The sequence below is a fragment of the Belliella marina genome (assembly GCF_042682445.1).
GTDB lineage: Bacteria > Bacteroidota > Bacteroidia > Cytophagales > Cyclobacteriaceae > Belliella > Belliella marina.
In genome coordinates this window covers 24,487-47,439 of the sequence record NZ_JBHUHR010000039.1, presented here as the reverse complement: position 1 = coordinate 47,439, position 22,953 = coordinate 24,487, and the positions used below count along the sequence as shown (strand labels likewise).

22 protein-coding genes are annotated in these 22,953 nt (G+C 39.0%); 12 read left to right on the top strand and 10 right to left on the bottom strand.

Going from position 1 to position 22,953, the window contains the following annotated elements; genetic code table 11:
* Positions 1-18: 18 nt before the first annotated feature.
* The 3 genes from ACFSKL_RS14120 to ACFSKL_RS14110 are packed head-to-tail and all read left to right on the top strand — an operon-like array spanning position 19 to position 2,138.
* Positions 19-1,143 (top strand): pyridoxal phosphate-dependent aminotransferase, encoded by a 1,125-nt coding sequence (locus tag ACFSKL_RS14120; RefSeq protein WP_376886960.1) that lies wholly within the window; start codon positions 19-21, stop codon positions 1,141-1,143.
* A gap of 7 nt (positions 1,144-1,150) precedes the next feature.
* Complete coding sequence (locus ACFSKL_RS14115) at positions 1,151-1,714, top strand: GNAT family N-acetyltransferase (RefSeq protein ID WP_376886959.1); 564 nt, start codon at positions 1,151-1,153, stop codon at positions 1,712-1,714.
* Positions 1,689-2,138, top strand: coding sequence for a hypothetical protein (locus tag ACFSKL_RS14110; RefSeq protein ID WP_376886958.1), 450 nt, complete (start codon positions 1,689-1,691; stop codon positions 2,136-2,138). Before ACFSKL_RS14115 ends, ACFSKL_RS14110 begins: the two co-directional genes overlap by 26 nt.
* A gap of 156 nt (positions 2,139-2,294) precedes the next feature.
* Here ACFSKL_RS14110 and ACFSKL_RS14105 read toward each other — a convergent pair whose 3' ends face one another.
* Positions 2,295-5,081 (bottom strand): outer membrane beta-barrel protein, encoded by a 2,787-nt coding sequence (locus tag ACFSKL_RS14105; protein ID WP_376886957.1) that lies wholly within the window; start codon positions 5,079-5,081, stop codon positions 2,295-2,297.
* A gap of 287 nt (positions 5,082-5,368) precedes the next feature.
* Here ACFSKL_RS14105 and ACFSKL_RS14100 point away from each other — a divergent pair, with 287 nt between their 5' ends.
* From ACFSKL_RS14100 to ACFSKL_RS14070, 7 genes are all read left to right on the top strand, one after another.
* The gene (locus ACFSKL_RS14100; RefSeq protein ID WP_376886956.1) at positions 5,369-5,827 is read left to right on the top strand and encodes a copper resistance protein NlpE; all 459 of its coding nucleotides are present in this window, start codon (positions 5,369-5,371) and stop codon (positions 5,825-5,827) included.
* A 364-nt stretch (positions 5,828-6,191) separates the two neighbouring features.
* Positions 6,192-6,359 (top strand): hypothetical protein, encoded by a 168-nt coding sequence (locus tag ACFSKL_RS14095; RefSeq protein ID WP_376886955.1) that lies wholly within the window; start codon positions 6,192-6,194, stop codon positions 6,357-6,359.
* Positions 6,356-7,762: a sensor histidine kinase gene (locus ACFSKL_RS14090; protein WP_376886954.1), complete on the top strand. Its 1,407-nt coding sequence runs from the start codon at positions 6,356-6,358 to the stop codon at positions 7,760-7,762. Before ACFSKL_RS14095 ends, ACFSKL_RS14090 begins: the two co-directional genes overlap by 4 nt.
* Before the next feature lie 372 nt (positions 7,763-8,134).
* Positions 8,135-8,269: a hypothetical protein gene (locus ACFSKL_RS14085; RefSeq protein WP_376886953.1), complete on the top strand. Its 135-nt coding sequence runs from the start codon at positions 8,135-8,137 to the stop codon at positions 8,267-8,269.
* A 179-nt stretch (positions 8,270-8,448) separates the two neighbouring features.
* Complete coding sequence (locus ACFSKL_RS14080; protein WP_376886952.1) at positions 8,449-9,129, top strand: LytR/AlgR family response regulator transcription factor; 681 nt, start codon at positions 8,449-8,451, stop codon at positions 9,127-9,129.
* 257 nt (positions 9,130-9,386) lie between these two features.
* The gene (locus tag ACFSKL_RS14075) at positions 9,387-10,574 is read left to right on the top strand and encodes a class I SAM-dependent rRNA methyltransferase (RefSeq protein ID WP_376886951.1); all 1,188 of its coding nucleotides are present in this window, start codon (positions 9,387-9,389) and stop codon (positions 10,572-10,574) included.
* A 314-nt stretch (positions 10,575-10,888) separates the two neighbouring features.
* Entirely contained in the window at positions 10,889-11,323 is a 435-nt protein-coding gene (locus tag ACFSKL_RS14070; RefSeq protein WP_376886950.1) for a hypothetical protein, read from the top strand.
* A 66-nt stretch (positions 11,324-11,389) separates the two neighbouring features.
* On the opposite strand, the gene ACFSKL_RS14065 is transcribed toward ACFSKL_RS14070, so the two are convergent.
* The 9 genes from ACFSKL_RS14065 to ACFSKL_RS14025 form a co-directional block, all read right to left on the bottom strand.
* A complete protein-coding gene (locus tag ACFSKL_RS14065) occupies positions 11,390-11,635 on the bottom strand; it encodes a type II toxin-antitoxin system RelE/ParE family toxin (protein ID WP_376887387.1) in 246 nt (81 codons plus the stop codon).
* Between the two features lie 28 nt (positions 11,636-11,663).
* Entirely contained in the window at positions 11,664-12,128 is a 465-nt protein-coding gene (locus ACFSKL_RS14060) for a DUF6364 family protein (protein WP_376886949.1), read from the bottom strand.
* Positions 12,129-12,321: 193 nt separating this feature from the next.
* Positions 12,322-13,227, bottom strand: coding sequence for a DUF1684 domain-containing protein (locus ACFSKL_RS14055; RefSeq protein ID WP_376886948.1), 906 nt, complete (start codon positions 13,225-13,227; stop codon positions 12,322-12,324).
* 173 nt (positions 13,228-13,400) lie between these two features.
* Positions 13,401-13,799 carry a hypothetical protein gene (locus ACFSKL_RS14050; protein ID WP_376886947.1) on the bottom strand — a complete coding sequence of 133 codons (399 nt, stop codon included), beginning with the start codon at positions 13,797-13,799 and terminating at the stop codon, positions 13,401-13,403.
* Positions 13,800-14,183: 384 nt separating this feature from the next.
* Positions 14,184-15,479, bottom strand: a complete 1,296-nt coding sequence (locus ACFSKL_RS14045; protein ID WP_376886946.1) for a TRAP transporter large permease — start codon at positions 15,477-15,479, stop codon at positions 14,184-14,186.
* Between the two features lies 1 nt (position 15,480).
* Positions 15,481-15,969, bottom strand: coding sequence for a TRAP transporter small permease (locus ACFSKL_RS14040; RefSeq protein WP_376886945.1), 489 nt, complete (start codon positions 15,967-15,969; stop codon positions 15,481-15,483).
* 31 nt (positions 15,970-16,000) lie between these two features.
* Positions 16,001-16,981 (bottom strand): TRAP transporter substrate-binding protein, encoded by a 981-nt coding sequence (locus ACFSKL_RS14035; protein WP_376886944.1) that lies wholly within the window; start codon positions 16,979-16,981, stop codon positions 16,001-16,003.
* 28 nt (positions 16,982-17,009) lie between these two features.
* A complete protein-coding gene (locus tag ACFSKL_RS14030) occupies positions 17,010-17,669 on the bottom strand; it encodes a beta/alpha barrel domain-containing protein (RefSeq protein ID WP_376886943.1) in 660 nt (219 codons plus the stop codon).
* 298 nt (positions 17,670-17,967) lie between these two features.
* Complete coding sequence (locus tag ACFSKL_RS14025) at positions 17,968-18,963, bottom strand: PfkB family carbohydrate kinase (RefSeq protein ID WP_376886942.1); 996 nt, start codon at positions 18,961-18,963, stop codon at positions 17,968-17,970.
* Between the two features lie 105 nt (positions 18,964-19,068).
* Here ACFSKL_RS14025 and ACFSKL_RS14020 point away from each other — a divergent pair, with 105 nt between their 5' ends.
* The gene (locus ACFSKL_RS14020; protein WP_376886941.1) at positions 19,069-20,715 is read left to right on the top strand and encodes a UxaA family hydrolase; all 1,647 of its coding nucleotides are present in this window, start codon (positions 19,069-19,071) and stop codon (positions 20,713-20,715) included.
* Positions 20,716-21,465: 750 nt separating this feature from the next.
* Positions 21,466-22,758 carry a tyrosine--tRNA ligase gene (gene tyrS / locus ACFSKL_RS14015; RefSeq protein ID WP_376886940.1) on the top strand — a complete coding sequence of 431 codons (1,293 nt, stop codon included), beginning with the start codon at positions 21,466-21,468 and terminating at the stop codon, positions 22,756-22,758.
* The last annotated feature ends 195 nt before the right edge of the window (positions 22,759-22,953 follow it).

The window sequence follows — 22,953 nt, the reverse complement described above, 5'->3', positions numbered from 1 at the left end:
AAACATATACCCACCTATATGAAATTATCCCGAAGGCAATGGCTTAAAAATGCAAGTTTGACTGGTAGTTTGGCATTACTATCAGGACCAACATCCCTTTTTGCACTCACTGAAGAGGAAAAAAGAAATTTCAACCCCCGCCCTTTGGATGGATTGGTACGGCTTGGTTCCAATGAAAATCCCTATGGTCCATCTTTAAAAGTACGGGAGGCAATGAAGAATGGATTTGATTTGGCATGTAGATATCCATGGTCTTATAATAGGGAATTGCAGGAGATGGTTGCAAAAAAAGAAGGGGTTCCCTCGGATCATATAATCTTGACAGCCGGATCTATGGAAGGATTGAAAATTGCCGGGATCACATATGCGAACAACGGCGGTGAAATAATCTCTGGACTGCCTACCTTTTTGTCCCTAATGTCTTATTCCGAAGTATGGGGAGCGAAAATCAATTGGGTTCCCTTAGATTCGGAAATGAATTTCGATCTCCAGGAAATGGAGAAAAGAATCAATGGAAATACCAAATTGGTATTTGTATGTAACCCCAACAATCCAACAGGAAAGCTTTTGCCCGCAGAACAGGTATTGGATTTCTGTGAAACTGCCTCCAACAAAACCATGGTCTTCAGTGATGAAGCCTATTATGATTATATCGAAGATAATACCTACCCCTCGATGGTAGAATTGGTAAAAAAAGGCAAAAACGTAATCGTATCCAAAACGCTTTCCAAAGTATATGGATTGGCAGGTATCCGGATCGGATATTTGATTGCAAAGCCTGAAATCGCAGAACAATTGTCCGATAGAATGGTGGCAAATACCAACATCATGGCAATAGAGGCTGCCAAAGCAGCTTTGGAAGACCAAGATTTTTATGATTTCAGTTTGAAGAAAAATCACGAAGCCAGAAAATCAATTGAAAACACACTCCGAAGATTGGATTTGGCTTATATTCCATCGCAAGCAAACTTTGTGTTCTTTCATGCCAAACAGGATGTAGGGGTTTTGGGAGAAAAAATGAGGGAAAAAGGAGTGGTAATTGGAAGGCCTTTCCCCCCACTGAACGATTGGTGCAGGATAAGTACCGGCACACTTGAAGAAGTCCAACTTTTCAATCTAGCACTGACTGAAATTTATTCATAATCTGACCATGGAAATCAACCTTGACATTATATTGGAAAATGACCGACTTAAGCTACGGCCCATCGAGCTAATGGATATTGAGAAATTAAGTCGCTATACAGGAAATCCGGCTATGTGGAGGTTTTTCACACACGACCTTTCTGATCCATTGGAATTCCGAGCGTGGCTCGATCCTGCTTTCAACCAAAAAAGGCTGCAATTTGCAATCATTGACAAAACCAAGCAAGAATTGATCGGCACAACTGCTTTTGGAAATCTTTCTATGAAGGATAAACGGATCGAAATTGGCTGGACTTGGTTGGGAAAAGAATTCCAAGGAATTGGTATCAATGGGCAAGTAAAGCAATTGATGATCACCTATGCTTTCGAAAAACTTGGCATGGAAAGGGTTGAATTCAAAACAGACGTTCTCAATGCCCAATCAAGATCAGCACTTAAAAATATTGGGGCAATTGAAGAGGGTGTCCTTAGAAATCATACTGTGATGACAAAAGGAAGGAGAAGAGACACCATATATTTTAGTATCTTGTCCTCAGAATGGAATCATGTCAAAAGAGAAAACGATTGGTAAAAACACAATGATAGACAACATCCTAAAAATCGAAAAAATTGGAAAGAAATTACTCAGATTTGGCATGGTAGCCTACTTTCTCTTTATCGGCACACTTCAATTTAGCAATGGAATTGGTGGCGGAGGCAGTTTGATTCAAAACCTTCTCTTATTGATTCTTCTCTTGGTTACCTCCACACTTTTGCTTTTACATTTCAAATTTCCAAAATATGGGGCAATTGGAGGAGCGTTGGCTTCCCTGCTATTCTTGATCACAGTAATTTATTTGGGTATTTTGGAGTACAGTGAAAATGTCCCTTTTAAAATGATCTTCTTACATATCATCAAAGACATCATGTTATGCTTTGGCGCCCTGATACTAACTGGAGAATCGCTCAAAGAAATGATTCGTGAAAAAATAACAAAACCATTCCCTGTGAGGTGAGAATGGCTTTGTTGTTTCAGCATCGGGAATTGAGCAGTTCTAAATCAGAAAATCCAATCTTAGATATGAAATGGGATAAAATCATCACCATAGAGCAAGAATATGAAAATGCTTTAAATAGGCTTTCCGCAATATTTGATTCCAATCCCTCCTCACCTAATCCTGCTCTATTGGTCTCGCTCCCGAGAAACTCCTGAGGTTATAAGTCAGACTAAGCATAAAGAACTGTGTCAAAACCTGTGTTCTATCATCTTGGATATAGACATCGGTTACATTTCTGGCGATGCTTGTATTTTGGTTGAGCAAATCAAATATGGACAATTTTGCTTCCAGTTTTTCTTTTACTCCAAAACGATACCCAACATCCGCATTCATCAACCAGATGGACTGGTCAAATGATTCACCTAGACCGGAATAAATCTGGTTATTGATATTGGTACTGATAAATAGCCCTCCCAAAAACTGCCAATACATATCAATCCTGGTGTTTTGCATATAGAAATTATTGTTTAGGTTTTCCTGCAAGCTGCTTCGGACTAGATTGTAATTGCCTTCCGTATTGAAGTTAAAATCTACCCTTTCACTGATATTGCTACTTAAACCAATACCTTGCCCAAAAGTCGTATTCTTGTTGATATTCAAACGATCATTGATGATCCCTGGACGGTTGGAATAGTTCGCCCTAGAACTGAGGTTGATATTGCTTTTGATGAGTGAGACAGGAAAACCAAAAGACATATATGCCCTAGTATCCCAAAACCCATCCAAATTGACAGGTCGGTTGAACTGCCCTCCCTGCCTCAATAAAACATCCCCACCAATCAAAGTATCTTGAGACGCAATGAATGTAGCATTACCCAAATAATTGTTCCGTCTAGATCCTGAAACAAACATAAAGAAAGACCTGGAGGTCTCTGCGTTTACCCTCCTGATTCTGGCGAATAACCTTTGTTGATATTCCTGTACCAAATCTGGATTTCCTGCAAAAATCTGGATAGGATTTCTGTTGTCGATCAACGATTGTAACTGTCTGATGGATGGGGCATCTGTACTTGTACGGAAATCTATCCGGATATTGGTCTGCTCTGACCAGTTGTAATTGACTACCGCCCTGGGAATCCAGTTTTCGAATGTTCTTTGTGTATTCTCAAATCCAGGAAACAGCCTATCACTGTTCAATTTCGAGATTTCATAATCCAATGAAGTAAATATCCTCCATTTTTCATTATTGAATCTGTAACCAATCCCACTCTGCTGCTGAAGATACCTGTTTTCAAATTGGTTTGAAAGGGCACTGTCCAAGACAAACAATGTTGATTCTGCTTCCCTTTGAAACACGTCTTGATCGGTCTTCCCCAGATCATTCCCGATTCTATATTCAAGCCTCAATTGGGAGTTTGCGGTCAAAGGCTCACTATAATCTATACCTAATCTGTAGTTAAGATTATCCGAATTGCTAAATGAATTCTGGATCAGGCTGTCTACCTGTGAACTGCCATAATCTGTATTTACTGAGGTAAGTCTGGCGGTACGGTCAAACTCGTTAAACCTAGAAGTAATATTGGTTGATATTACCCTTCCCTCCTTACCAAATTTATACCTGTAGGTAAAGTCATTGTCAACACTCATCCATTTATTATTTCCAATTGTAACATTGTTCACATCGTTGATTGGGGTGTCTTGATCAAAAAGGTTTTGGGCGAAGGTTTCGTTCCTGGATTCATTAACCGCATACGTTAACCTTGGTCTCCAGATAAGGGCAGAGCGCTTTGAAATATCATAATCCAAACGCAAATCCAATCGATGTCTTTGTGATTCCCTGATATTTCTGGTTTGCTCATTATACAGCTGCAAACTATCGCTGGGCAAAATGTATGCTCTTGAAGAAGTCCTCTCTAATACATTTCTACTATCATTGAAGAAATAGGAACCTGTCAATTTCGCTTTTCCCTGATCAAACTTGTCCGAAAAGTTTAAACCAAGTGCATTGGTAACCGTAATTCCGTCCCTTTCACGCGTCTGAAGGGCATTATTGCCACCGTTTCCACCTCTTCCTCCACCACCTGCTTGTCCACCATTTTCCCCCAAAGCACCGGAAAGGTCATCCGATGAGAAATTTTGCTGGTTGATGTTGTTTGTCAAGCCAAGCACTGTGGTTCTTCTTGTTCCATTGAAAAAATTCAATGAAGCTGATGCCAAATAATTGTTGTCTGTTCCATAGCCACCGGAAACTCTCCCAAACATCCCTGATTTCACTTCCTTTTTGGTGATTATATTGATTGTTTTTGTAGTATTTCCATCATCAAAACCCGTAAGCACAGCTTGGTCACTTCGCTGATCCAAAAACTCAATTTTATCGATAATCTCAACTGGAATGTTTGCCATAGCCATTGCAGGATTATCCCCAAAAAAAGGTTCCCCGTCTACCAATACCCTCCCCACTACCTCACCCTGAACTTCAATAGTCCCTCCCCTCATCACCACACCAGGCATTTTGCTGATCAAATCATCTGCATTCGCCTGTGGCCTGGTTTTGAAGGCATCCGCATTGAACGCAATGGTATCCCCCTTCACCTCCCCAGTCAAGACTTGGGCCTTAATTTCAAAAGTCTCCAAAAGTTGACCATCCTCAGAAATCTCAATATCCCCGATATTGTTGCCATCAAAGTTTTCTACGTTTTTGGTGAATTTCGAAAACCCTATAAATGTTACCTCAATGTTGTAGGAATTGATTGTTGGTCTTTTGTAGGAAAATTTCCCACTTCCATCGGTAAAGGTAGAGGAGATGGTTTCACCAAATTGCGATTTGATAAACACATAGGCTCCAGGCAAGGATTCTTTGGTAGCTTTATCCACTACCCTTCCCGTGATTTCAGATTGTCCAAAAGTAAAATTGGTGCAGGCAAAAAAGGTTAAAAATAGAAATACTACTCGAATCATCATTTTAATTTTTTTGGTTTACGTCCTATTGGAAGCATCAAATCCCGCATAGGAAATGTAAAATTAGACCCGCAAAAGACGGTTTACAAACCACTAGTCAAATACCAAATGCAGATGGTCATTGTTTATTTGATTGGTATAAAATTGGATTTGATTGGTCAATTCCTAACCTTTTAATTGGATAATTGTGAAAAATTATCCCCCTATGCTTTCGTTTTTATTAGAGTTAATTCATTAAATTACCGATTATAAAAATTTTTGCATTTTTACTGAAACAAACAAAGACTATTATGAATAACAACCTGAAAATTGCACTGACATGCTCTCTGCTACTTATTATGTTCAGTTGCCAAAAATCAAAGCATGCTGATGACTTGGTTATTGATGACGAAGTTTTCGAATCGGAAGAGTTTGTAGACCATCACAACGCAATGAATTCTCTTGATTACATGGGGATCTACAAAGGTACTCTACCTTGCGCTGATTGCGAAGGCATCGAGACAATCATAGAACTTGGAAGCGGAAATTCCTACGTTAAGAAAGTCATTTACTTGGGAAAAGATGATCAGAAAGTAACAGAATCCAGTGGCACATTCACTTGGAATGATGAGGGGAATACCATCACACTCAATGAAGATGATGAACCCAACAAGTATTTTGTAGGAGAAAATGTACTGTTCCACCTAGATATGGATGGAAATAGAATTGAAGGGGATTTGGCAGAAAATTATAAGTTGAAAAAAGAGTAAAAACTCAACAGGTAAATGCAGGTCAACACTGGGTATACCAACCCTGTTTTGACTAAAGCATACGGTAACATAAAAATAGCCTGGCCGATTGGCCAAGCTATTTTTGAAGAAAGATATATGGCTTTATAGTTGCTGATTTAGGACTATAAAACATTCAAAATCAGCAAAAACCCTACCTCTCGGATGGGATTTGATGTATTATTCGAAAACAACTGTTACATCCCACTGACAATTCAAACTGAAACCCCTCAATTTCTACAACCTTTTTTTTACCAAATCCACCCCTAAATCACCCTATTTCATCACATTTTTTTGTCCATTTTTCAGAGTTCGCTTATTCTTGTGTCATGTTAATTCCCTATCCATGAAAAAGAAAAATCGAATCTATTACTTCTTGATTTTTGCGGGATTGCTTTACAACTTCATTCTTTTTGCGAAAAAGGAAAGCAAAATCCAAAAAAACAAATCGGAAAGTATTTCCATAGATTCTACTTCAATTCAATCAACAGACACTATATTCAATAAATTATGAAAGACAGAATTCTACCTTTTAGACAAATCGAGTGGTGGGTAGTCACCTTCCTTTTTGTGAGCATCATCCTTTCCAATGTAGTATCGACTCCTACTTTCCACCTCAATTTCGATCAAAGCATTGCCTATTTTGCCAAAATATTTATCCCATTGATATTTTTGGCTTCATTCTACCTTTTCCACATGAGGGTTTTTCCCAACTTTCTCCAAGATGGAAAAAAAGCAAAACTGATCATCTATTCCATTTTAATCTTTTTTGGTTCGTTTATCTTAATTGGGGCATTTTCTGTTGGTGCTAACTTCACCTCTGACTTTTTGATGCCATTTTACTTCAATTCACTTGCTGTCTATGCAGGCTATGGGGCGATTATATACATTTTGAACCAGATCCTGTTAGCTAAGGAGGACAAAGATTTTAAACCATATAACATCATCCGTTTTGTTTTGATATATATTTTTGTAGTTATTTTCCTCCTACAGTTCCAAAGAATAGCAGGTGATCCAATCACAATACTTTTTGTTGTGATTCTTCCCTCCATTCTGACCTTGGTTCTATATAATTTCTTTTTGGTCTATGGACTAAAAAATCAAGGTAGAAAAGGTGAAGCAACAGCATTTTACGTACTCTTAATCTTTATTATAGCTGTTTTTTTTACTTCCCTTGCTATTGCCAATGGGGATCCTGAGTTTTTAATTCCTGGTATAGTTATCATTATTGGTATCATTGCCATCCTTTTCCCAATTTCGAATTTCTTTTTCAGGAAATATGAAAATTACCTCAGTGAAATCAATACGCTTACTGTCAAAGTAGACAGAAGTACAGCCGATCTCTCTTTCCTCCGCTCCCAAATCAATCCCCATTTTCTCTTCAATGCATTGAATACACTCTATGGCAATGCCTTGCATGAAAATGCTGAAAACACTGCAGAAGGCATCCAAAAGCTCGGAGACATGATGCGCTTTATGCTTCATGAAAACAATCAAGACCTGATCCCTGTAATCAGGGAAAAAGAATACCTAGTCAATTACGTAGACCTTCAAAACCTGAGAATCAAGGAACAGGAGAATATTGAAATCATCTTTAGCCACAATGATGGAAGTTGTCCAGGAGAAATCGCCCCAATGTTATTGATTCCCTTTGTTGAGAATGCTTTCAAACACGGTATCAGTTTCCAGAAAAAATCATGGATCAAAATAAGTTTGCGCTGCCTAGATGGATCTGTCCATTTGGATGTCAACAACAGCATCCACCGAAGCAATGAAGAAGATCCCGAACGCAAATCATCCGGAATAGGGTTGGAAAATGTCAAACAAAGACTCAATATCCTCTATCCCGGTAAACATGATTTGGTCGTAAGAGAAAATGAATTGGAGTATTTTGTACATTTGAGTGTCAAGCTTTAGAAGCGAGAGACGAGAAAAAAGAGACGTGAGACATGAGATATGAGACAAAAACACAAAGAAGTTGGAAAATGAACAGTGTCTATAAATTTCAGTTCGAGATTTCTTCCCGCAATCCTGCGGGACAGGCTCCACGCCTCCCTAAAGTAAGGTAAATTCGAAATGACCACCAAGTCACCTCGACGGCAGGAGAGGTCTCTTTACTTGGACTAAGAGGTATTTAAGAGGATTGAAAACAAAAGTAAAACAATAAGAAAAAGTGTCAAGTATTTTCAGGACGTGACAGTATTGAAATAAAGTAGAAATATGATAGAAATAAATTGAAATATTTGTCCGAAAAACCCTGTCTCGGCATAAGATAAAGAGGCGAGAAACATGAAGCAAGACAAAAAGGCGAGAAACAAATGCCCCGAAATGCCTTTCCCATACCGAAAGCATTCGGCAGAAGCCTGTCCCGCAGAATTGCGGGGAGGTCTCGTCCCGTCTTTGAAGCAAGAAGGTGAAAATTGAAGTTGGAGTGTGAAATTCAGTACGAGATTTCTCCCTCTAGTCGAAATGACTTTCCCCTAAAACGAGGACGTAAGCATAAAAAAGTGTCAAGTAATTTTAGGACGTGACACTTCCAATCTTAAAACTTAACTCCCAACTTTAAAACCTTCCAACATTATAACCTTCTAACCACAATCAAAATGCTAACAGCAATCGCTATCGACGACGAACCTATGGCTTTGGAAGTTGTGAAAAACCATGCTTCCAAAGTGTCGTTCGTTGATTTGAAAGAAACATTTACCGATGCTATCAAAGCATTGGATTATCTGAAAGCAAATCCTGTAGATTTGATTTTTTTGGATATCAAAATGCCTGACATCTCAGGCTTGGAACTAGCCACGCTGATTCCAAAAAACAGTATGGTTATATTTACCACAGCCTATTCAGAGCATGCTGTCAAAAGTTTTGAATTGGATGCCATCGATTATTTATTGAAACCTTTCAACTTGGGGCGTTTTGTCAAATCCTGCCAAAAAGCCCTAGAACTATATGAACTCAAAAATGGCCAGACTTACGGCAATGGTTCTATTTTCATCAAAACAGGTTATGAACAAGTAAAAATCAGTTTTGATGACCTCTTATTTTGTGAAGCCAATGGCAATTATGTAAATTTTCACTTAGCCCAAGAAAAAATCCTCAGCAGAATGACTTTGGCAGAAACTGAAAACCTGCTCCCTTCCTACTTTATCAAAACACACCGCTCGTTTATTGTCAACAAGTCCAAAATAGAAAAAATAGAAAAGCACCAAGTCACCCTTCAAAACAAAACTGCACCAGTCAGTGGGAGTTATTATGAAATCTTGATGGATAGTGTAAAGTAGGTCAAGTATTTTTTCCGATTACTGGGTACCTTTCCATACCCATGTTGACAAGTTTATTCGTACCTTTGGCTGCGGGTTTGTACTTATTTGAAGCCAAGGGAATGGTTATCAATAAGAGCTTCAGTAGTTGATAACAACAAATATTTGCCCTTTGAAAATTTGATTCCTCCAAACATACCTTACCCAGAAGCCCTTTTTTAGAGGAGCCTATTAAATGATATTGGGAATATTGATTTTTCCAAAAAACAAAAATACACATGCTTGATTATCCAAAAATCATCCTATTAAAGAACAAAGAAATATCAATCCTCAGAAAACATCATTGGATTTTCTCAGGAGCTATAGCCACAAGAGACAATGATTTGAAAAACGGCCAATTGGTGCAAGTTATCAGTGCCAAAGATCAGTTTTTGGGAATTGGACATTTCCAGAATGGATCTATCATGGTCCGGATGATTTCCTTTGTAGAAGAGCCAATTGATAGATTATTTTGGCAAAAAAAGATCAAAAGTGCATTTGCGGTAAGACAAAGCATTGGACTGACAGACAACGAAGAAACCAGTGTTTATCGGTTAGTGCATGGAGAGGGGGACGGGCTGCCGGGCTTGATTATTGATTATTATAATGGCACAGCTGTAATTCAGGCTCATTCTATTGGCATGCATCAGCATATTGAGGGGATTTCCCAAGCACTTCGGGAAGTTTATGGAAAAAAACTTTCGGCTATATATGACAAATCAGCCGAGACCTTACCAAAAAATATTTCGGGGATTGAAAACAAATTGATCTTCGGAGAGCCTCAGACCAATTTGGTAAAGGAATATGGCTGTGTATATGAAATCGACTGGGAGAAAGGTCAAAAAACAGGTTTTTTCGTAGACCAGCGAGAGAACAGACATCTATTTGGAAAGTACAGTGCCGGAAAAAAGGTCTTGAATACATTCTGCTATAGCGGTGGATTTTCCGTCTCTGCTTTGAAAGCTGGTGCAAAAGAAGTGCATTCTATAGATATATCAGCCAAAGCGATTGAGCTGACGGACAGAAATGTGGCTTTGAATGCGTCAGAATTTAAAGGAGAGCATCAATCTATCGTAGCCGATGTAGTGAAATACATCAAAGAAATCGAACAGGATTATGATGTCATTGTCTTGGATCCGCCGGCATTTGCCAAAAATATAAAATCGAGGCATAATGCAGTACAAGGCTACAAGCGACTGAATGCCGAAGCATTCAAACATATCAAAAGCGGTGGGATTTTATTTACATTCTCATGCTCACAGGTAGTTGACAAACAGCTTTTTGCAAACACCATCACCGCAGCAGCGCTGGAAAGTGGTAGAAATATCAGAATCCTTCACTATCTTTCCCAACCATCCGACCATCCCATCAACATCTTCCACCAAGAAACGGAGTATTTGAAGGGATTGGTGGTGTATGTTGAATGAGATATGAGACTTTGATATCAGAGGCGAGATACGAGATGCGAGAGATCAAAACTTGATTTCTGTTTCTTATTCACATCGACTTTAGGAGATATCTCCTTAGTCAATTAATGGAATGACTATTAAAGAAAATCATAGAATTCTTAAAATCAACATTTTAAATTCAGAGATTAAGCAATTTAATCTTAAAAGAGAGATTAAATCTATTAACCCAACATTCTCTCAAACACCCAAACCTTCTAACAATCTTTCAATCTTCAAATCTTACAATACCAAAATATAAAATCTACAATCTTAATTCATAAATCTAAAATAAAATGTATACAGGACTACAACACGCACATTCCGGACTTGCCTATTTGGTATTGGCAGCATTGGCTATTATCATGATTATTGCTCTGATTGGGGCCTTAAGTGGGAAAGAGTTCACCGAAAAACACAGAAAAATCGCTTTGATTGGTTTTATCCTCTCCCACATTCAACTTTTGGTTGGCTTGATTCTATACTTCGTGAGCCCACTCGGTTTATCTTTGCTGACAGGTGGCGGAGCTATGGGAGACAGAATTGCAAGATTGACAGCCTTGGAGCACCCAGTGATCAACATCATTGCTATTGTGGTGATCACAGTAGGCTATTCCAAAGCCAAGAAAATGACAGACAGTAAAGCTAGATTCAGAGCTATCTATATGGCTTATGGCATTGGTTTGGTATTGATCCTAAGCAGAATCCCTTGGTCAAGTTGGTTAGGTTAATTCTCTGAACAAAAATTAACTTAGAACACCCAAGCAGATATGTTTGGGTGTTTTTTTATGGAAATATTATAAAGGTTTTTTCCTAGGATCTTTCCAAGTATTGAAAACTGAATATATTATTATGTTTTCCTCTTCAATTTCAAAAATCACAATATATGGAAACTTCGAGACTAAAGCTTCACGGAAGGGATCTCTCTTTTTAGGAAAATGTAAGGGGTTTGACTTAATACGTTCAAAACTTTTATCTAATTGAGTTAAAAAAAATTCACCAAGATCAGCTTGCTCTTTTTCGTAATAAACATAAGCTTCAATAATCTAGCTTCTTCTTTTAAAAGCAAGTTCATTTCGTTAACTTTCTAGCTGAATTTTTGACTTCATTCCAAGAAAAAGATTTAGACTGACCAGCAAGATGCCTTTCTCTTCTCTGATCCATAACTTTGTAATCTTTATCAGATAACCCTTTATCATTATTTGAAGAGTCATCTAATAATGCCTTGATTTTTTGCAATACACTTTCTTCTTCTGTTTTTAATAACATATCAATTAACTCTAACTTTTTAGAATCAAAATAAGTAGATTTAAAGTTTTCACGAAAAGAGCTTTTCTTGTATTCAGCCTGACCTTCAGCTACAGCATTGACCCATTCAGCAACTGACATATCATCTAAAGCCTTGTAATCTCCAGATGTAATTTGACTGTACAAATATTCAGTCAGCCTTGAAAGACTCATGTTTTGCTTTGCAGCAAATTCCTTAGCTTTTTCAATTACTTTTTTATCAAAAGAGAGTGTGATTTTAGAATCCATAATATTTAATCGTTTGTACAATAAAATTTAAAAACTTATACGTGAAAATCAAAGGAAAAACACAAAGAAAACTGATAATAAAGACTATACAAAACTAGTTCATGCCTTAATACTTACTTTAATAAAGCTCTTCGTCCAACTCTAATTCCTATTTACGCCCTTTGCACCTTAGCAAACTTTGCGAGCTAAAAATCTACTTCCCCCAATTCTTCTCCCCCGCCTCTATTGCCAGCTCCAAGATATTCTGCCTTGGTGGCAGTGGACAAGTAGCAAAAGGAGTAAAAACACATGGCGGATTATAAGCCTTGTTAAAATCCAAAACAACAATTCCATTTTCATCAGGCTTCTTGGTATAGAGATAGCGACCTCCTCCGTAGGTCTCGGCACCACTGGTGCCATCAGCAAAGATCAAAAACAACTGATCTCCTTCTTCCAAAGCATCGATATTATAAACCCGTCCTTCAAAACCAAAACTTAGGTATCCCAATGCTTTGGCAGGATAAGTTTGCCCCAGCACATTGGATATGGGGATTTCTTTGACAGGATCATAAGGGATAAATTCCGCTTCAAATCTCCAATCCAAATTGACTGGAAACCTATCAACCCCATTGAAATTGGAAATGGTTTCGGATTCCAAATCCCTTAGCCTCACCCCTACCAAATCTGACCGTTGCAAAACATTTGCACGAAATGACTCAAAACTTAAAGTCGGTGAAAAATTCATTTCTGCATCAAAAACAAGCGTATTTCCTTCCAATTTATCCTCACCTATCTGAATACCATCTATTGAAGGCTCAAAATATACTTGCTTGTCCAATTTTTGAAAAGTGCCGAAAAATGCTGGAAACAATTCTTCTTCAACCTGTAAGTCCACCTCTACTCCAGAACCTAACCTATTGGTATCTTGCTCAAACCAATACAGACCAATCAGATTCAACCAACCATCTTCCGACTTCAAAGACTCTATTCTGTTGTTATACCATTTGCCTATTTCCTCCAAATGATCTTCTTCAGAAATTGGATAGTGAAATTCTTTTTGCTCCTGACAAGAGGAGAATATGATACAGAAAAGCAATAGATAAAATGAAAGTTGCCTCATGAAAAGATTAAGTTGTGCTAATAATACATGAAGATAAGAATTTTGTATTCAATTTTTTCACTCAAACTGCTCCAAGCATACTAGATGTAGAGAGAGACGTTTGTAAAACATATTAAGCCTAAGATTTCTCACGATACTTTACAGTCCGAATTGCCTCAGGGTATAATAAATGATTACTTCTCGACTTGTATTTCCCGACTGGCAATAGCATTCCTTACAAATTCCTCAAACTCCCGGATTTCCAAAACATCCAACATAGCTCTTCGTATTTTTATTTTCGATTTCTCAGATTTTAAGATCAGAACATTATCTATTTTCTCGATAGTTTGCACTTCATCCATATCCATTTTCTTTTTGAAAAGGCTATGTTTGACAATTGTCCTTCCCACTATCTCAACATAAGGGATTTTGATCGAATAAAAACCAGCCAGAATTCCGGCCAATCCAATTAAAATTTGTGGATACGCAGTGAATTTGGGGTAATCTGTAAATAGCCCAATCAGACCAAATACAACCTGAAGAGCAGAGAAAAAAATCAAAAACTTATATGAATGCTTGTCATAAATTTTCATAGGCTTTACATTGATCAAAAGAAGGTGTTTTTCTGAACTATCTATGCAATATAAGAAAATCCTTGTCCAAAATCTTGAAAAATTATAGAACACAGATTGGACGGATTGAACAGATGATCACGGATTAAAAAAATAGATTTTCAGATATCAATTTGGGCCATAAAAGAAACATGTATATCTGCTTTTTCACCTTTAGACAAAACCATTGATACTTTTTAAATCAATTAATGCACTGATAACTAATCGACAAATAACTCTTGAGCGCTACACCAAGGCTTCAAGAAGTGGGGTAAATAACGATTACCCTTGATAACTATAAAAAAAGGCTGACCACCGGCCAGCCTCTTATTTCAATTATTAACCATTAATTCAACAATTTTATTCTTACAATCCAAACAACCTTGGAAGCCATAAAGTCAATCCAGGCCATAAGGTAATGACTATCAAACCAAGAATCATTGCAATAAAGAAAGGGATCAAAGGTTTGACGACTTTTTCGATACTGGTCTGGGCGACCCCCACGCCGATAAAGAGCACCGACCCTACTGGTGGGGTACAGAGTCCAATACAAAGATTCAAGATCATGATAATTCCAAAATGCACAGGATCTATTCCCAATGCCGTAACTATTGGCAAGAAGATCGGGGTGAAAATCAATACTGCCGGAGTCATGTCCATGAAAATACCTACAAACAAAAGTAGAATATTGATCAACAAAAGGATGACGAAGATATTGTCACTGATCGATAGCAATGATTCCGAGATTGATTGGGGAATATCTTCGCTTGACATCACCCATGACATGCTCATGGAGGTAGCGATCAAAAGCATCACGACAGCTGTAGTTTCCGAAGATTTAAGAAGTATTGAAGGAAGTTCCTTCCATTTCAATTCCTTGTAGAAAAAGGACAATGCAAGCGTATAGATTACTGCGATTGCAGAAGCTTCCGTTGCGGTAAAAACACCTCCAACGATACCTCCCATAACCACGACCAACAACATCAAACTTGGCAATGCTCTTAAGAACTTACTTGTCAATTCTCTTATACTAGTAATTTGCCCACCCGGAAGGTTCTTTCTTTTGACAAATACTGCTGCTGTCAACATCAACAATAATCCAATAAAAATCCCAGGGACATAGCCTGCCACAAAAAGTGCTGCTATAGAAACACCACCAGAAGCCAATGAATATACAATCAAAATATTGGAAGGTGGAATAATCAAACCAGTAGTTGAGGAAGTGATATTCACAGCAGCCCCAAGTTCCTTTGGATAACCCTCATTTTCCATTCTTTTGCCCAAAATCCCTCCTATCGCCGAAGCAGCCGCCGCTGCTGATCCTGCTATGGCACCAAATAGCATGGCTGCAATCACATTGACATAAAGCAAACCACCTGGAAGCCTTCCCGTAATTGCTTTTGCCAATTCTATCAACCGGTTTGCAATACCTCCCCGATTCATAATCTCGCCTGCCAACACAAAGAATGGGATGGCCAAAAGTGAGAAACTGTCCAAACCTGTACCCATCCTCTGGGCAATAGTGGTCGCAGATGGCCCAACCGCTACTGAAACCATCAGGGTAACAAGGCTTGATAAACCCAAGCTCCAGGCTACCGGCATTCCGATAGCCATCAAGGTGACAAATGTCAATACAAGTATGATAATACTGATATACTCCATCTTAATCGTTGTTTTGGGTTTTGATCATGTGAAAAATCGCAGCAACTTGGTAATAAAACACCAACAAGCCACTCGCTGGAATGATACTGTAGATATAGGCCAGCGGAATCTGCAATGTGGCAGATTTCTGTCCCAACAAATAAGTAATGTAAACCAAATTGCTACCTCCCATTATCATAGCCGCTAACGCAAAGACTATAATCAAAACGTTGATGAGGATTTGCAACTTCATTTTTGCCTTCCCTTCCAATTTCCTCAAAACAATATCAATGGCCAAATGCTGGTTTTGACCTGCAACATATGCAGCTCCCAACATACCCAACCAAATCAACATATATCTTGAGAGTTCGTCGGTAAAAGAAGAGGGATTTTGAAAAATATATCTGGATAACACTTGCCAAGTAACATTCAAAACCATCGATCCCATCAAAAAGATCAATAGCCAGGCTATGATTTTATCTAAACTTTGTTTGGATTCTATACTAAACATTTTCTAATAGGTCTTGGAGGTTAGGTTGATTTTAAGGTTCATTTCTGATTTGGTCTACCACAGAATATAATTCCGGCTGGGAAATCTTCAAGTCTTCATACATACTTTCCACTGATGCCCTAAAGCCAGCTTGCTCAGGATATACAATGGTAACCCCTGCTTTTTCCATTTCTGCCAATGACTCTTCCACCGCTTCTGCCCAAATTTTGTATTGGAAAACAGCCGATTCATCAGCAGCTTCCTGCAACCACTCTTTCTCCTGGTCAGAAAGCAAATTCCAGACTTTTGTGCTGATGATCATAATATCAGGTACCGCTGTATGCTCATTGATTGAATAATACTTGCAGACCTCATAATGTCTGGATGTATACAAACTAGGGGGGTTGTTTTCTGCTCCATCCACAATACCCTGCTGCAATGCCGTATATAATTCACCATATGAAACCGGAGTTGGGGAACCCCCAAAACTCTTTACCATATTGATGGCCGTATTGCTTTCCATCACCCTAATCTTCAAACTTTTCAGATCATCTGGAGACTCAACCGGTTTGGCTTTGGTGTAGAAGCTTCTTTTTCCAGCGTCGTAATAACACAAGCCCCTAAGCCAAAAATCTTCACCATCCAGCAAAAGCTGCTTACCAATAGGTCCCTTCAGGACATGATCCCTATGCTCGTCATCTTTGAAAAGATATGGCATGCTAAACACTTGAAGCTTCGGTGCAAAACTTTCCATCACGGCAGAAGATACCTTCGTCATACCCAGGCTCCCTATTTGGAGTAACTCTACCAATTCCCTCTCAGATCCCAATTGCTGGTTGGGATAGATTTTGATCATCATTTCTCCATTGGATTTTTCCTTGACTTTTTCAGCCAAAAAAACCATCGCTTCATGCACTGGGTGTGTTACACCTAACCCATGCCCTAACTTGATCACCCTCACTCCTCCCGGTCCTTTGCAGGCTGAGAGAAAAAAGAACGAAACTGCAATTGCATAAAATAATCTATACTTCATTTTGGGTAAATTTAATCGACATACAATCTTATGCCCTGATGTCAGATATAACTGACAAGGCCACTTTTATTTTACTTTCCAATTCATCAAACTTTTTTGCTGCGATCACATTTTTGTCAAAAAGCTGTGAACCCATTCCCACACAATGAACTCCAGACTCAAACCACGTAGATAGGTTCTCCTTTGTTGGCTCTACCCCTCCTGTCGGCATCATTCTGACATCCGGCATGATGGACTTTACGGCTTTGATAAAGCCTGCTCCCAAGAGGTTTCCCGGAAATGCTTTCACCAATTTGGCACCAAAACTTTTCGCTTGGAACACTTCAGACACTGTAGCACATCCCGGTACCCAAAGCATCCCTTTCATGTTACAAAAATGTGCAACCTCAGGAATCAGTGCAGGTGATACTATAAAATCAGCTCCGGCAAAAATAAATCTCTGTGCATCCGCTGCTGAAAATATCGTCCCGATACCCAAATACAATCCTTCAAACTGTTCACTGTATATTTTCAATGCCTTGAAAACCTCAAAAGCATTCTCTTCTCTATTGGTAAATTCAAATACCCTGACTCCTGCCTTGTAAGCAGATGCCAATACTGATTTGGAAACTTCAATATCCTTGTGGTTGAACACCGGGATCATTCCGGTTTCTGTCATGGCTTGAAGGATGGTGTTGTGATGGTTCATTTATATTGTAGATTTTAAATTTTAAATTTAGGTAGTAGTTGGAAGGTTGTAGAATTGAGAAATTGAAAGGTTTGAAAGTTGGAATGTTTTAAGGTTGGCTAACGCATGATTTTGGATTGAATAGGTTTTAAACTTTCGGGGTTTTGAAAACCCTGAAGGTTAGGTTATTGATCTGCGAACTTTTGCAAATTCCTACGCGAGGCACCCTTCATCAATCGAAATTTTGAATCTTGAACTCTGAACTTCAAATGTTGAACTTCTCTTTCATCCTTCCTAATTCCTCCTTCTTAATTCATCCTTATCTCAGCAGTTTCCCTACATTTTCTCCTTTTACAAGCGCCTTTACTTCATCTAAACTGACTAAGTTGGCATCTCCGGGAATGCTGTGTTTCAATACTGAAGCAGCTACCCCAAACTCAAGGGCTTCTTGGTCGGACAGATGTAGCAAGCCATAAATCAATCCAGCCATATATGCATCGCCCCCACCTACTCGATCCACTATATGCGTCATTTCGTAGGTTTGTGATGTCAACAAATCCTTTCCATCCCAGAGAACTGCATACAATTCGTTTACAGATGCGGAAATTGAATTCCGTTCAGTTGTGGTTATGTATTTGATTTGTGGAAATTCAGACTTGGCTTGTGTACATGCTTCGACATAATCGTCAGCTTTGATGCCCATACAGTTTTCGAAATCCGCCAAACCAGCCACAATAACCTGGGTATGCTTTATCAACTCAGGCATTACTTCAAGCGGTCCTTTGCCATATTGCCAAAGGTTTCTTCTATAATTGATGTCACCACTCACCATGATTCCTTTTTTGCTGGCTGCTTCCAAGGCTTTCAAAGTAAGGTCTGCTGCTTTCTGGGAAAGCGCTGGGGTAATTCCAGTCCAATGGAACCAATCTGCTCCATCAAATACCTGATCCCAATCTATCTCTTCACCATCAAAATCGGCAAAAGCAGAATCAAAACGGTCATAAATAATCTTGGAAGCCCTTTGCATCGCTCCATTTTCCAAAAAATAAAGCCCCATTCTACCTTCGGCAGTATATATATAGTCAATCCCCACTCCTACCTGCCTCAAATAATTTGTTGCGGCTTTTCCCAGGTCATGGTTTGGAAATGCCGTAACATGGTATGCATCTACGCCCCATTGGGCCAATGAAACAGAGACATTTGCTTCTGCACCACCATAGACGATTTGGAATTGATCCGTTTGCAAAAAGCGATCATTGCCCGGTGTACTTAGGCGCATCATCACTTCCCCTAATGTAATTACCTTTTTAGTCATTTTGTAAAATTATTTCCAATGGTAAATTAATGGCTTATATTTTCTTTTTTGAAATTCTTTTGCCTAAATTGTGCAATCGATTGCGCAATATAAACAAAAAAATCAATGAACCATAAGTTTTTACAAATTCATCCACAAGACAATGTACTTGTCGCACTAACCGACTTAAACGTTGGTGAAATAATAGAATTTGGAGGTAAATCTATCACTCTGAAAGACAGTATCCCAGCCAAACACAAATTTGCTTTGAGCAAAATAGACCAAGAAGAATATGTTTTTATGTATGGTTCTGTAGTAGGCAAAGCGGTATCAAGTATACCTGAAGGAGGTGTACTAACAATTGCCAATGTGAAGCATGAAGCCAATTCTTTCAGCGAAAAAACAGAAACCACAGGATGGACTAAACCTGATTTTAGCAGGTTCGAAGGCCGTACATTCAAAGGTTACCACAGAAAAGACGGACAAGTTGGTACTGCCAATTACTGGATAGTAATCCCATTGGTATTTTGTGAAAACAGAAACGTGGAAGTCATCAAACAGGCATTTATAGACGAACTCGGTTTTGGCAAGCCAAATCCATTCAAAAGTCTTGTGCAACAAATGGCTGATTTGTACAAATCAGGAAAAAAAGAGCAGATAGAAAGCTTGGTTGTAGAAGAGTTGATCCAAGAAAGTGGCCCAAAATTGTTCAAAAATATAGATGGAATCAAATTCTTGACCCATCAGGGCGGTTGCGGAGGTATCAGACAGGATTCTGATGCCCTTTGTGCATTGCTGGCAGGATATATCAACAATCCCAATGTAGCCGGAGCTACAGTATTGAGCTTGGGTTGCCAAAATGCCCAACCATCCATACTAAAAGACAGGCTTGCCAAAATCAACCCTAACTTAGATAAACCAGTTATTCTTTTGGAACAGCAGAAAGAAGGAACTGAAAACAAGCTACTCTCCCAAGCGATCAAGCAGACTTTTATAGCTATGGCAGAAGCCGATCAGTATGAAAGAAAAGATGCTCCTTTGAGCAAACTAACTGTAGGATTGGAATGTGGTGGATCTGACGGCTTCTCCGGTATTTCCGCCAACCCAGCAGTGGGCCATGTCTCTGACTTGGTAGTAGCATTGGGAGGGAAATCTATCCTTTCCGAATTCCCAGAACTCTGTGGTGTGGAGCAGGAATTGATCAATAGATGCGTAGACAACGAAATCGCGAACAAATTCAGTAAACTGATGGTAGATTATGCTGCATCTGCTGAGGCTGTAGGTTCAGGTTTCGATATGAACCCATCCCCGGGCAATATCAAGGACGGTTTGATTACAGATGCCATGAAATCTTCCGGAGCAGCAAAAAAAGGAGGAACTTCACCAGTTGTGGATGTTCTCGATTATACTGAATATGCAACGAAACCAGGGCTAAACCTACTTTGTACACCAGGAAATGACGTGGAGAGTACCACAGCCATGGCGGGATCTGGTGCCAATGTCATCTTGTTTACAACTGGTCTCGGTACTCCTACCGGCAACCCTGTGACTCCAGTGATCAAAGTATCATCTAATACCAAATTGGCTGAAAGAATGCCTGATATCATAGATGTCAATACAGGTGGTATCATATCCGGTGAAAAAACCATCCAAGAAATGGGGGAAGAAATGCTCGAACACATTATCAAAGTTGCGAGTGGAGAAATCAAATCAAAAGCACAACTCCTAGACCAAGATGATTTCATCCCTTGGAAAAGAGGGGTGTCTTTGTAAAGGATGAATCGAAAAACAGGAAATGAGAGGCTAGGTAGGTGGAAATAAAGTTGAAATACAATAGAAATAAAATTGAAATATTTCAATCTATTTCACCAAAAGCTTGTTCTCGCTTTATTGCCACCCCTCTAGTCTCACATCTTTCTTTTATCCCACTCGTTCCAACGAGATGTAAGATTTAGATATGAAATTTGATTTATAAGAAGAATTCGCCATGCCTGAATTTGCTTGGCACTTTATTGTGAATCTTCGAGTACGCCACGGCACACTCAAAGGTCTTACTTCTCTTTCTGAGAGCCAAGATTTGAAATATCTTGGCTCTTTGAATCTCACGTCTTGTGTCTTGCATCTTTTCTCTTGCTTCTTGACTCTTTTGCTTGTTATCACGTTCTGATTGTACTTGACACTTTTTTCATAGATAAATTAAAAGATTCAACCTCCCGATGTTCGATAAAGACGGAACGAGACCTCTCTCCCGAATGCTTTCAGGAGAGAGGTGACTTGGTGGTCATTTCGAACAACGAGAGAAATCTCGAACTGAAATTTATACATACTATTCATGTCCCCACTTCTTTATATAAAGACGGGTCGAGACCTCTCCTACCGTCGAGGTGACTTGGTAGTAGAAAGCACACTTGTTTCTTACTTCTCCCTTCCCTTGGATTAAATCTACAAGAGAACCCAATCTCTCCTATTTGCTTCCCAAAACATTCAGTTATATTTGCAAATCAAAAAAACAAACAGATTATAATGAACAACTTTATCGAAGAATTGCGCTGGAGAGGAATGCTCCAGGACATGACACCAGAAATCGAAGAACACCTCAACAAAGGAATGGCTTCAGCATATCTGGGTTTCGATCCAACAGCGGATTCTTTGCATATCGGACATTTGGTGGGTGTGATGACGCTTTTACACTTCCAAAGAGCTGGTCACAAACCTTTCGCTTTGGTCGGTGGAGCTACAGGTATGATTGGTGATCCAAGTTTCAAATCAGCCGAAAGGAATCTCTTGGATAAAGAAACACTTGACCACAACATCGCTGGAATCAAAAAGCAATTGGGTAAATTTCTGGATTTCAACCAAGGATCCGAAAACAAAGCTGAATTGGTCAATAACCATGATTGGATGGCTGATTTTTCATTTTTGGATTTCATCAGGGATGTTGGGAAGCATATCACTGTCAACTATATGATGTCCAAAGACTCTGTCAAAAGAAGATTGGAAGAAGGAAATGGACTTTCATTCACAGAATTCACTTACCAATTGATACAGGGATATGACTTTTACCATCTTTGGAAAAACAAGAATGTAAGTGTACAACTAGGCGGGTCAGACCAGTGGGGGAATATCGTGACGGGTACAGAAATGATCAGAAGAATGGGTTCTGGCTCAGCATATGCCCTTACAGTTCCTTTGATTACCAAAGCTGATGGTACTAAATTCGGAAAGACCGAAGGCGGTTCGGTATGGCTTGATCCAGAGAAGACATCCCCATATGCATTCTATCAATTTTGGTTGAATGTCTCTGACGAAGATGCATCAAAATACATCAGGATATTTACCACGCTTGACAAAGAAACTGTGGAGCAATTGGAAAAGGCACATCAAGAAGCACCGCACCTGAGAGCCTTGCAAAAGGAAATCGCCAAGCAAGTGACGATCATGGTCCACAGTGAACAAGATTACGAGATGGCTTTGAAAGCTTCTTCTATCCTATTCGGAAAATCATCCACCGAAGATCTTGCATCTTTGGATGAGCGTACGTTCTTGCAGGTGTTTGATGGTGTTCCCCAAGTTCAGATTTCGAAAGCTGATTTTGAGGAAACTGGCTCGGTATTGGATCTTTTGGCAGAAAAAGCCGGATCAGCTATCTTCCCTTCCAAAGGTGAAGGCAGAAAGATGATCCAAGGTGGTGGAGTCAGTATCAACAAGGAAAAAATCACTGACCCCAATGCTGCAACTGCTGCAAGTTTGCTTCAAAACAAATATTTACTCGTCCAAAAGGGTAAAAAGAACTATTATATTATCGAAGTTATCTAGTTATCATTCGATGTCAATTAGATAAGATCTGGCAGGTTTTTTATGAATCTTCTGTGTAATATGTAATAAGGAAGACAATTAGAAAGCTCTAAACCTGCCAGGTCTTTTTTTTTAACTATACAGCATTTTTTAACATGGAATCTCTTTGCAACAAAATAGATTTTTTTCAGTCTCAATACCACCTCTTTAGAGATT

Bases quoted from the DNA above. Each gene is read 5' to 3' on its own strand.
- ACFSKL_RS14080 (WP_376886952.1), top strand. From the start codon at position 8,449: ATGCTAACAGCAATCGCTATCGACGACGAACCTATGGCTTTGGAAGTT.
- ACFSKL_RS14060 (WP_376886949.1), bottom strand. From the start codon at position 12,128: ATGGATTCTAAAATCACACTCTCTTTTGATAAAAAAGTAATTGAAAAA.
- ACFSKL_RS14085 (WP_376886953.1), top strand. From the start codon at position 8,135: ATGAAGCAAGACAAAAAGGCGAGAAACAAATGCCCCGAAATGCCTTTC.
- ACFSKL_RS14035 (WP_376886944.1), bottom strand. From the start codon at position 16,981: ATGAAGTATAGATTATTTTATGCAATTGCAGTTTCGTTCTTTTTTCTC.
- ACFSKL_RS14110 (WP_376886958.1), top strand. From the start codon at position 1,689: ATGTCAAAAGAGAAAACGATTGGTAAAAACACAATGATAGACAACATC.
- ACFSKL_RS14055 (WP_376886948.1), bottom strand. From the start codon at position 13,227: ATGAGGCAACTTTCATTTTATCTATTGCTTTTCTGTATCATATTCTCC.
- ACFSKL_RS14100 (WP_376886956.1), top strand. From the start codon at position 5,369: ATGAATAACAACCTGAAAATTGCACTGACATGCTCTCTGCTACTTATT.
- ACFSKL_RS14070 (WP_376886950.1), top strand. From the start codon at position 10,889: ATGTATACAGGACTACAACACGCACATTCCGGACTTGCCTATTTGGTA.
- ACFSKL_RS14105 (WP_376886957.1), bottom strand. From the start codon at position 5,081: ATGATGATTCGAGTAGTATTTCTATTTTTAACCTTTTTTGCCTGCACC.
- ACFSKL_RS14115 (WP_376886959.1), top strand. From the start codon at position 1,151: ATGGAAATCAACCTTGACATTATATTGGAAAATGACCGACTTAAGCTA.
- ACFSKL_RS14075 (WP_376886951.1), top strand. From the start codon at position 9,387: ATGCTTGATTATCCAAAAATCATCCTATTAAAGAACAAAGAAATATCA.
- ACFSKL_RS14050 (WP_376886947.1), bottom strand. From the start codon at position 13,799: ATGAAAATTTATGACAAGCATTCATATAAGTTTTTGATTTTTTTCTCT.
- ACFSKL_RS14020 (WP_376886941.1), top strand. From the start codon at position 19,069: ATGAACCATAAGTTTTTACAAATTCATCCACAAGACAATGTACTTGTC.
- tyrS (WP_376886940.1), top strand. From the start codon at position 21,466: ATGAACAACTTTATCGAAGAATTGCGCTGGAGAGGAATGCTCCAGGAC.
- ACFSKL_RS14095 (WP_376886955.1), top strand. From the start codon at position 6,192: ATGAAAAAGAAAAATCGAATCTATTACTTCTTGATTTTTGCGGGATTG.
- ACFSKL_RS14030 (WP_376886943.1), bottom strand. From the start codon at position 17,669: ATGAACCATCACAACACCATCCTTCAAGCCATGACAGAAACCGGAATG.
- ACFSKL_RS14040 (WP_376886945.1), bottom strand. From the start codon at position 15,969: ATGTTTAGTATAGAATCCAAACAAAGTTTAGATAAAATCATAGCCTGG.
- ACFSKL_RS14090 (WP_376886954.1), top strand. From the start codon at position 6,356: ATGAAAGACAGAATTCTACCTTTTAGACAAATCGAGTGGTGGGTAGTC.
- ACFSKL_RS14045 (WP_376886946.1), bottom strand. From the start codon at position 15,479: ATGGAGTATATCAGTATTATCATACTTGTATTGACATTTGTCACCTTG.
- ACFSKL_RS14120 (WP_376886960.1), top strand. From the start codon at position 19: ATGAAATTATCCCGAAGGCAATGGCTTAAAAATGCAAGTTTGACTGGT.
- ACFSKL_RS14025 (WP_376886942.1), bottom strand. From the start codon at position 18,963: ATGACTAAAAAGGTAATTACATTAGGGGAAGTGATGATGCGCCTAAGT.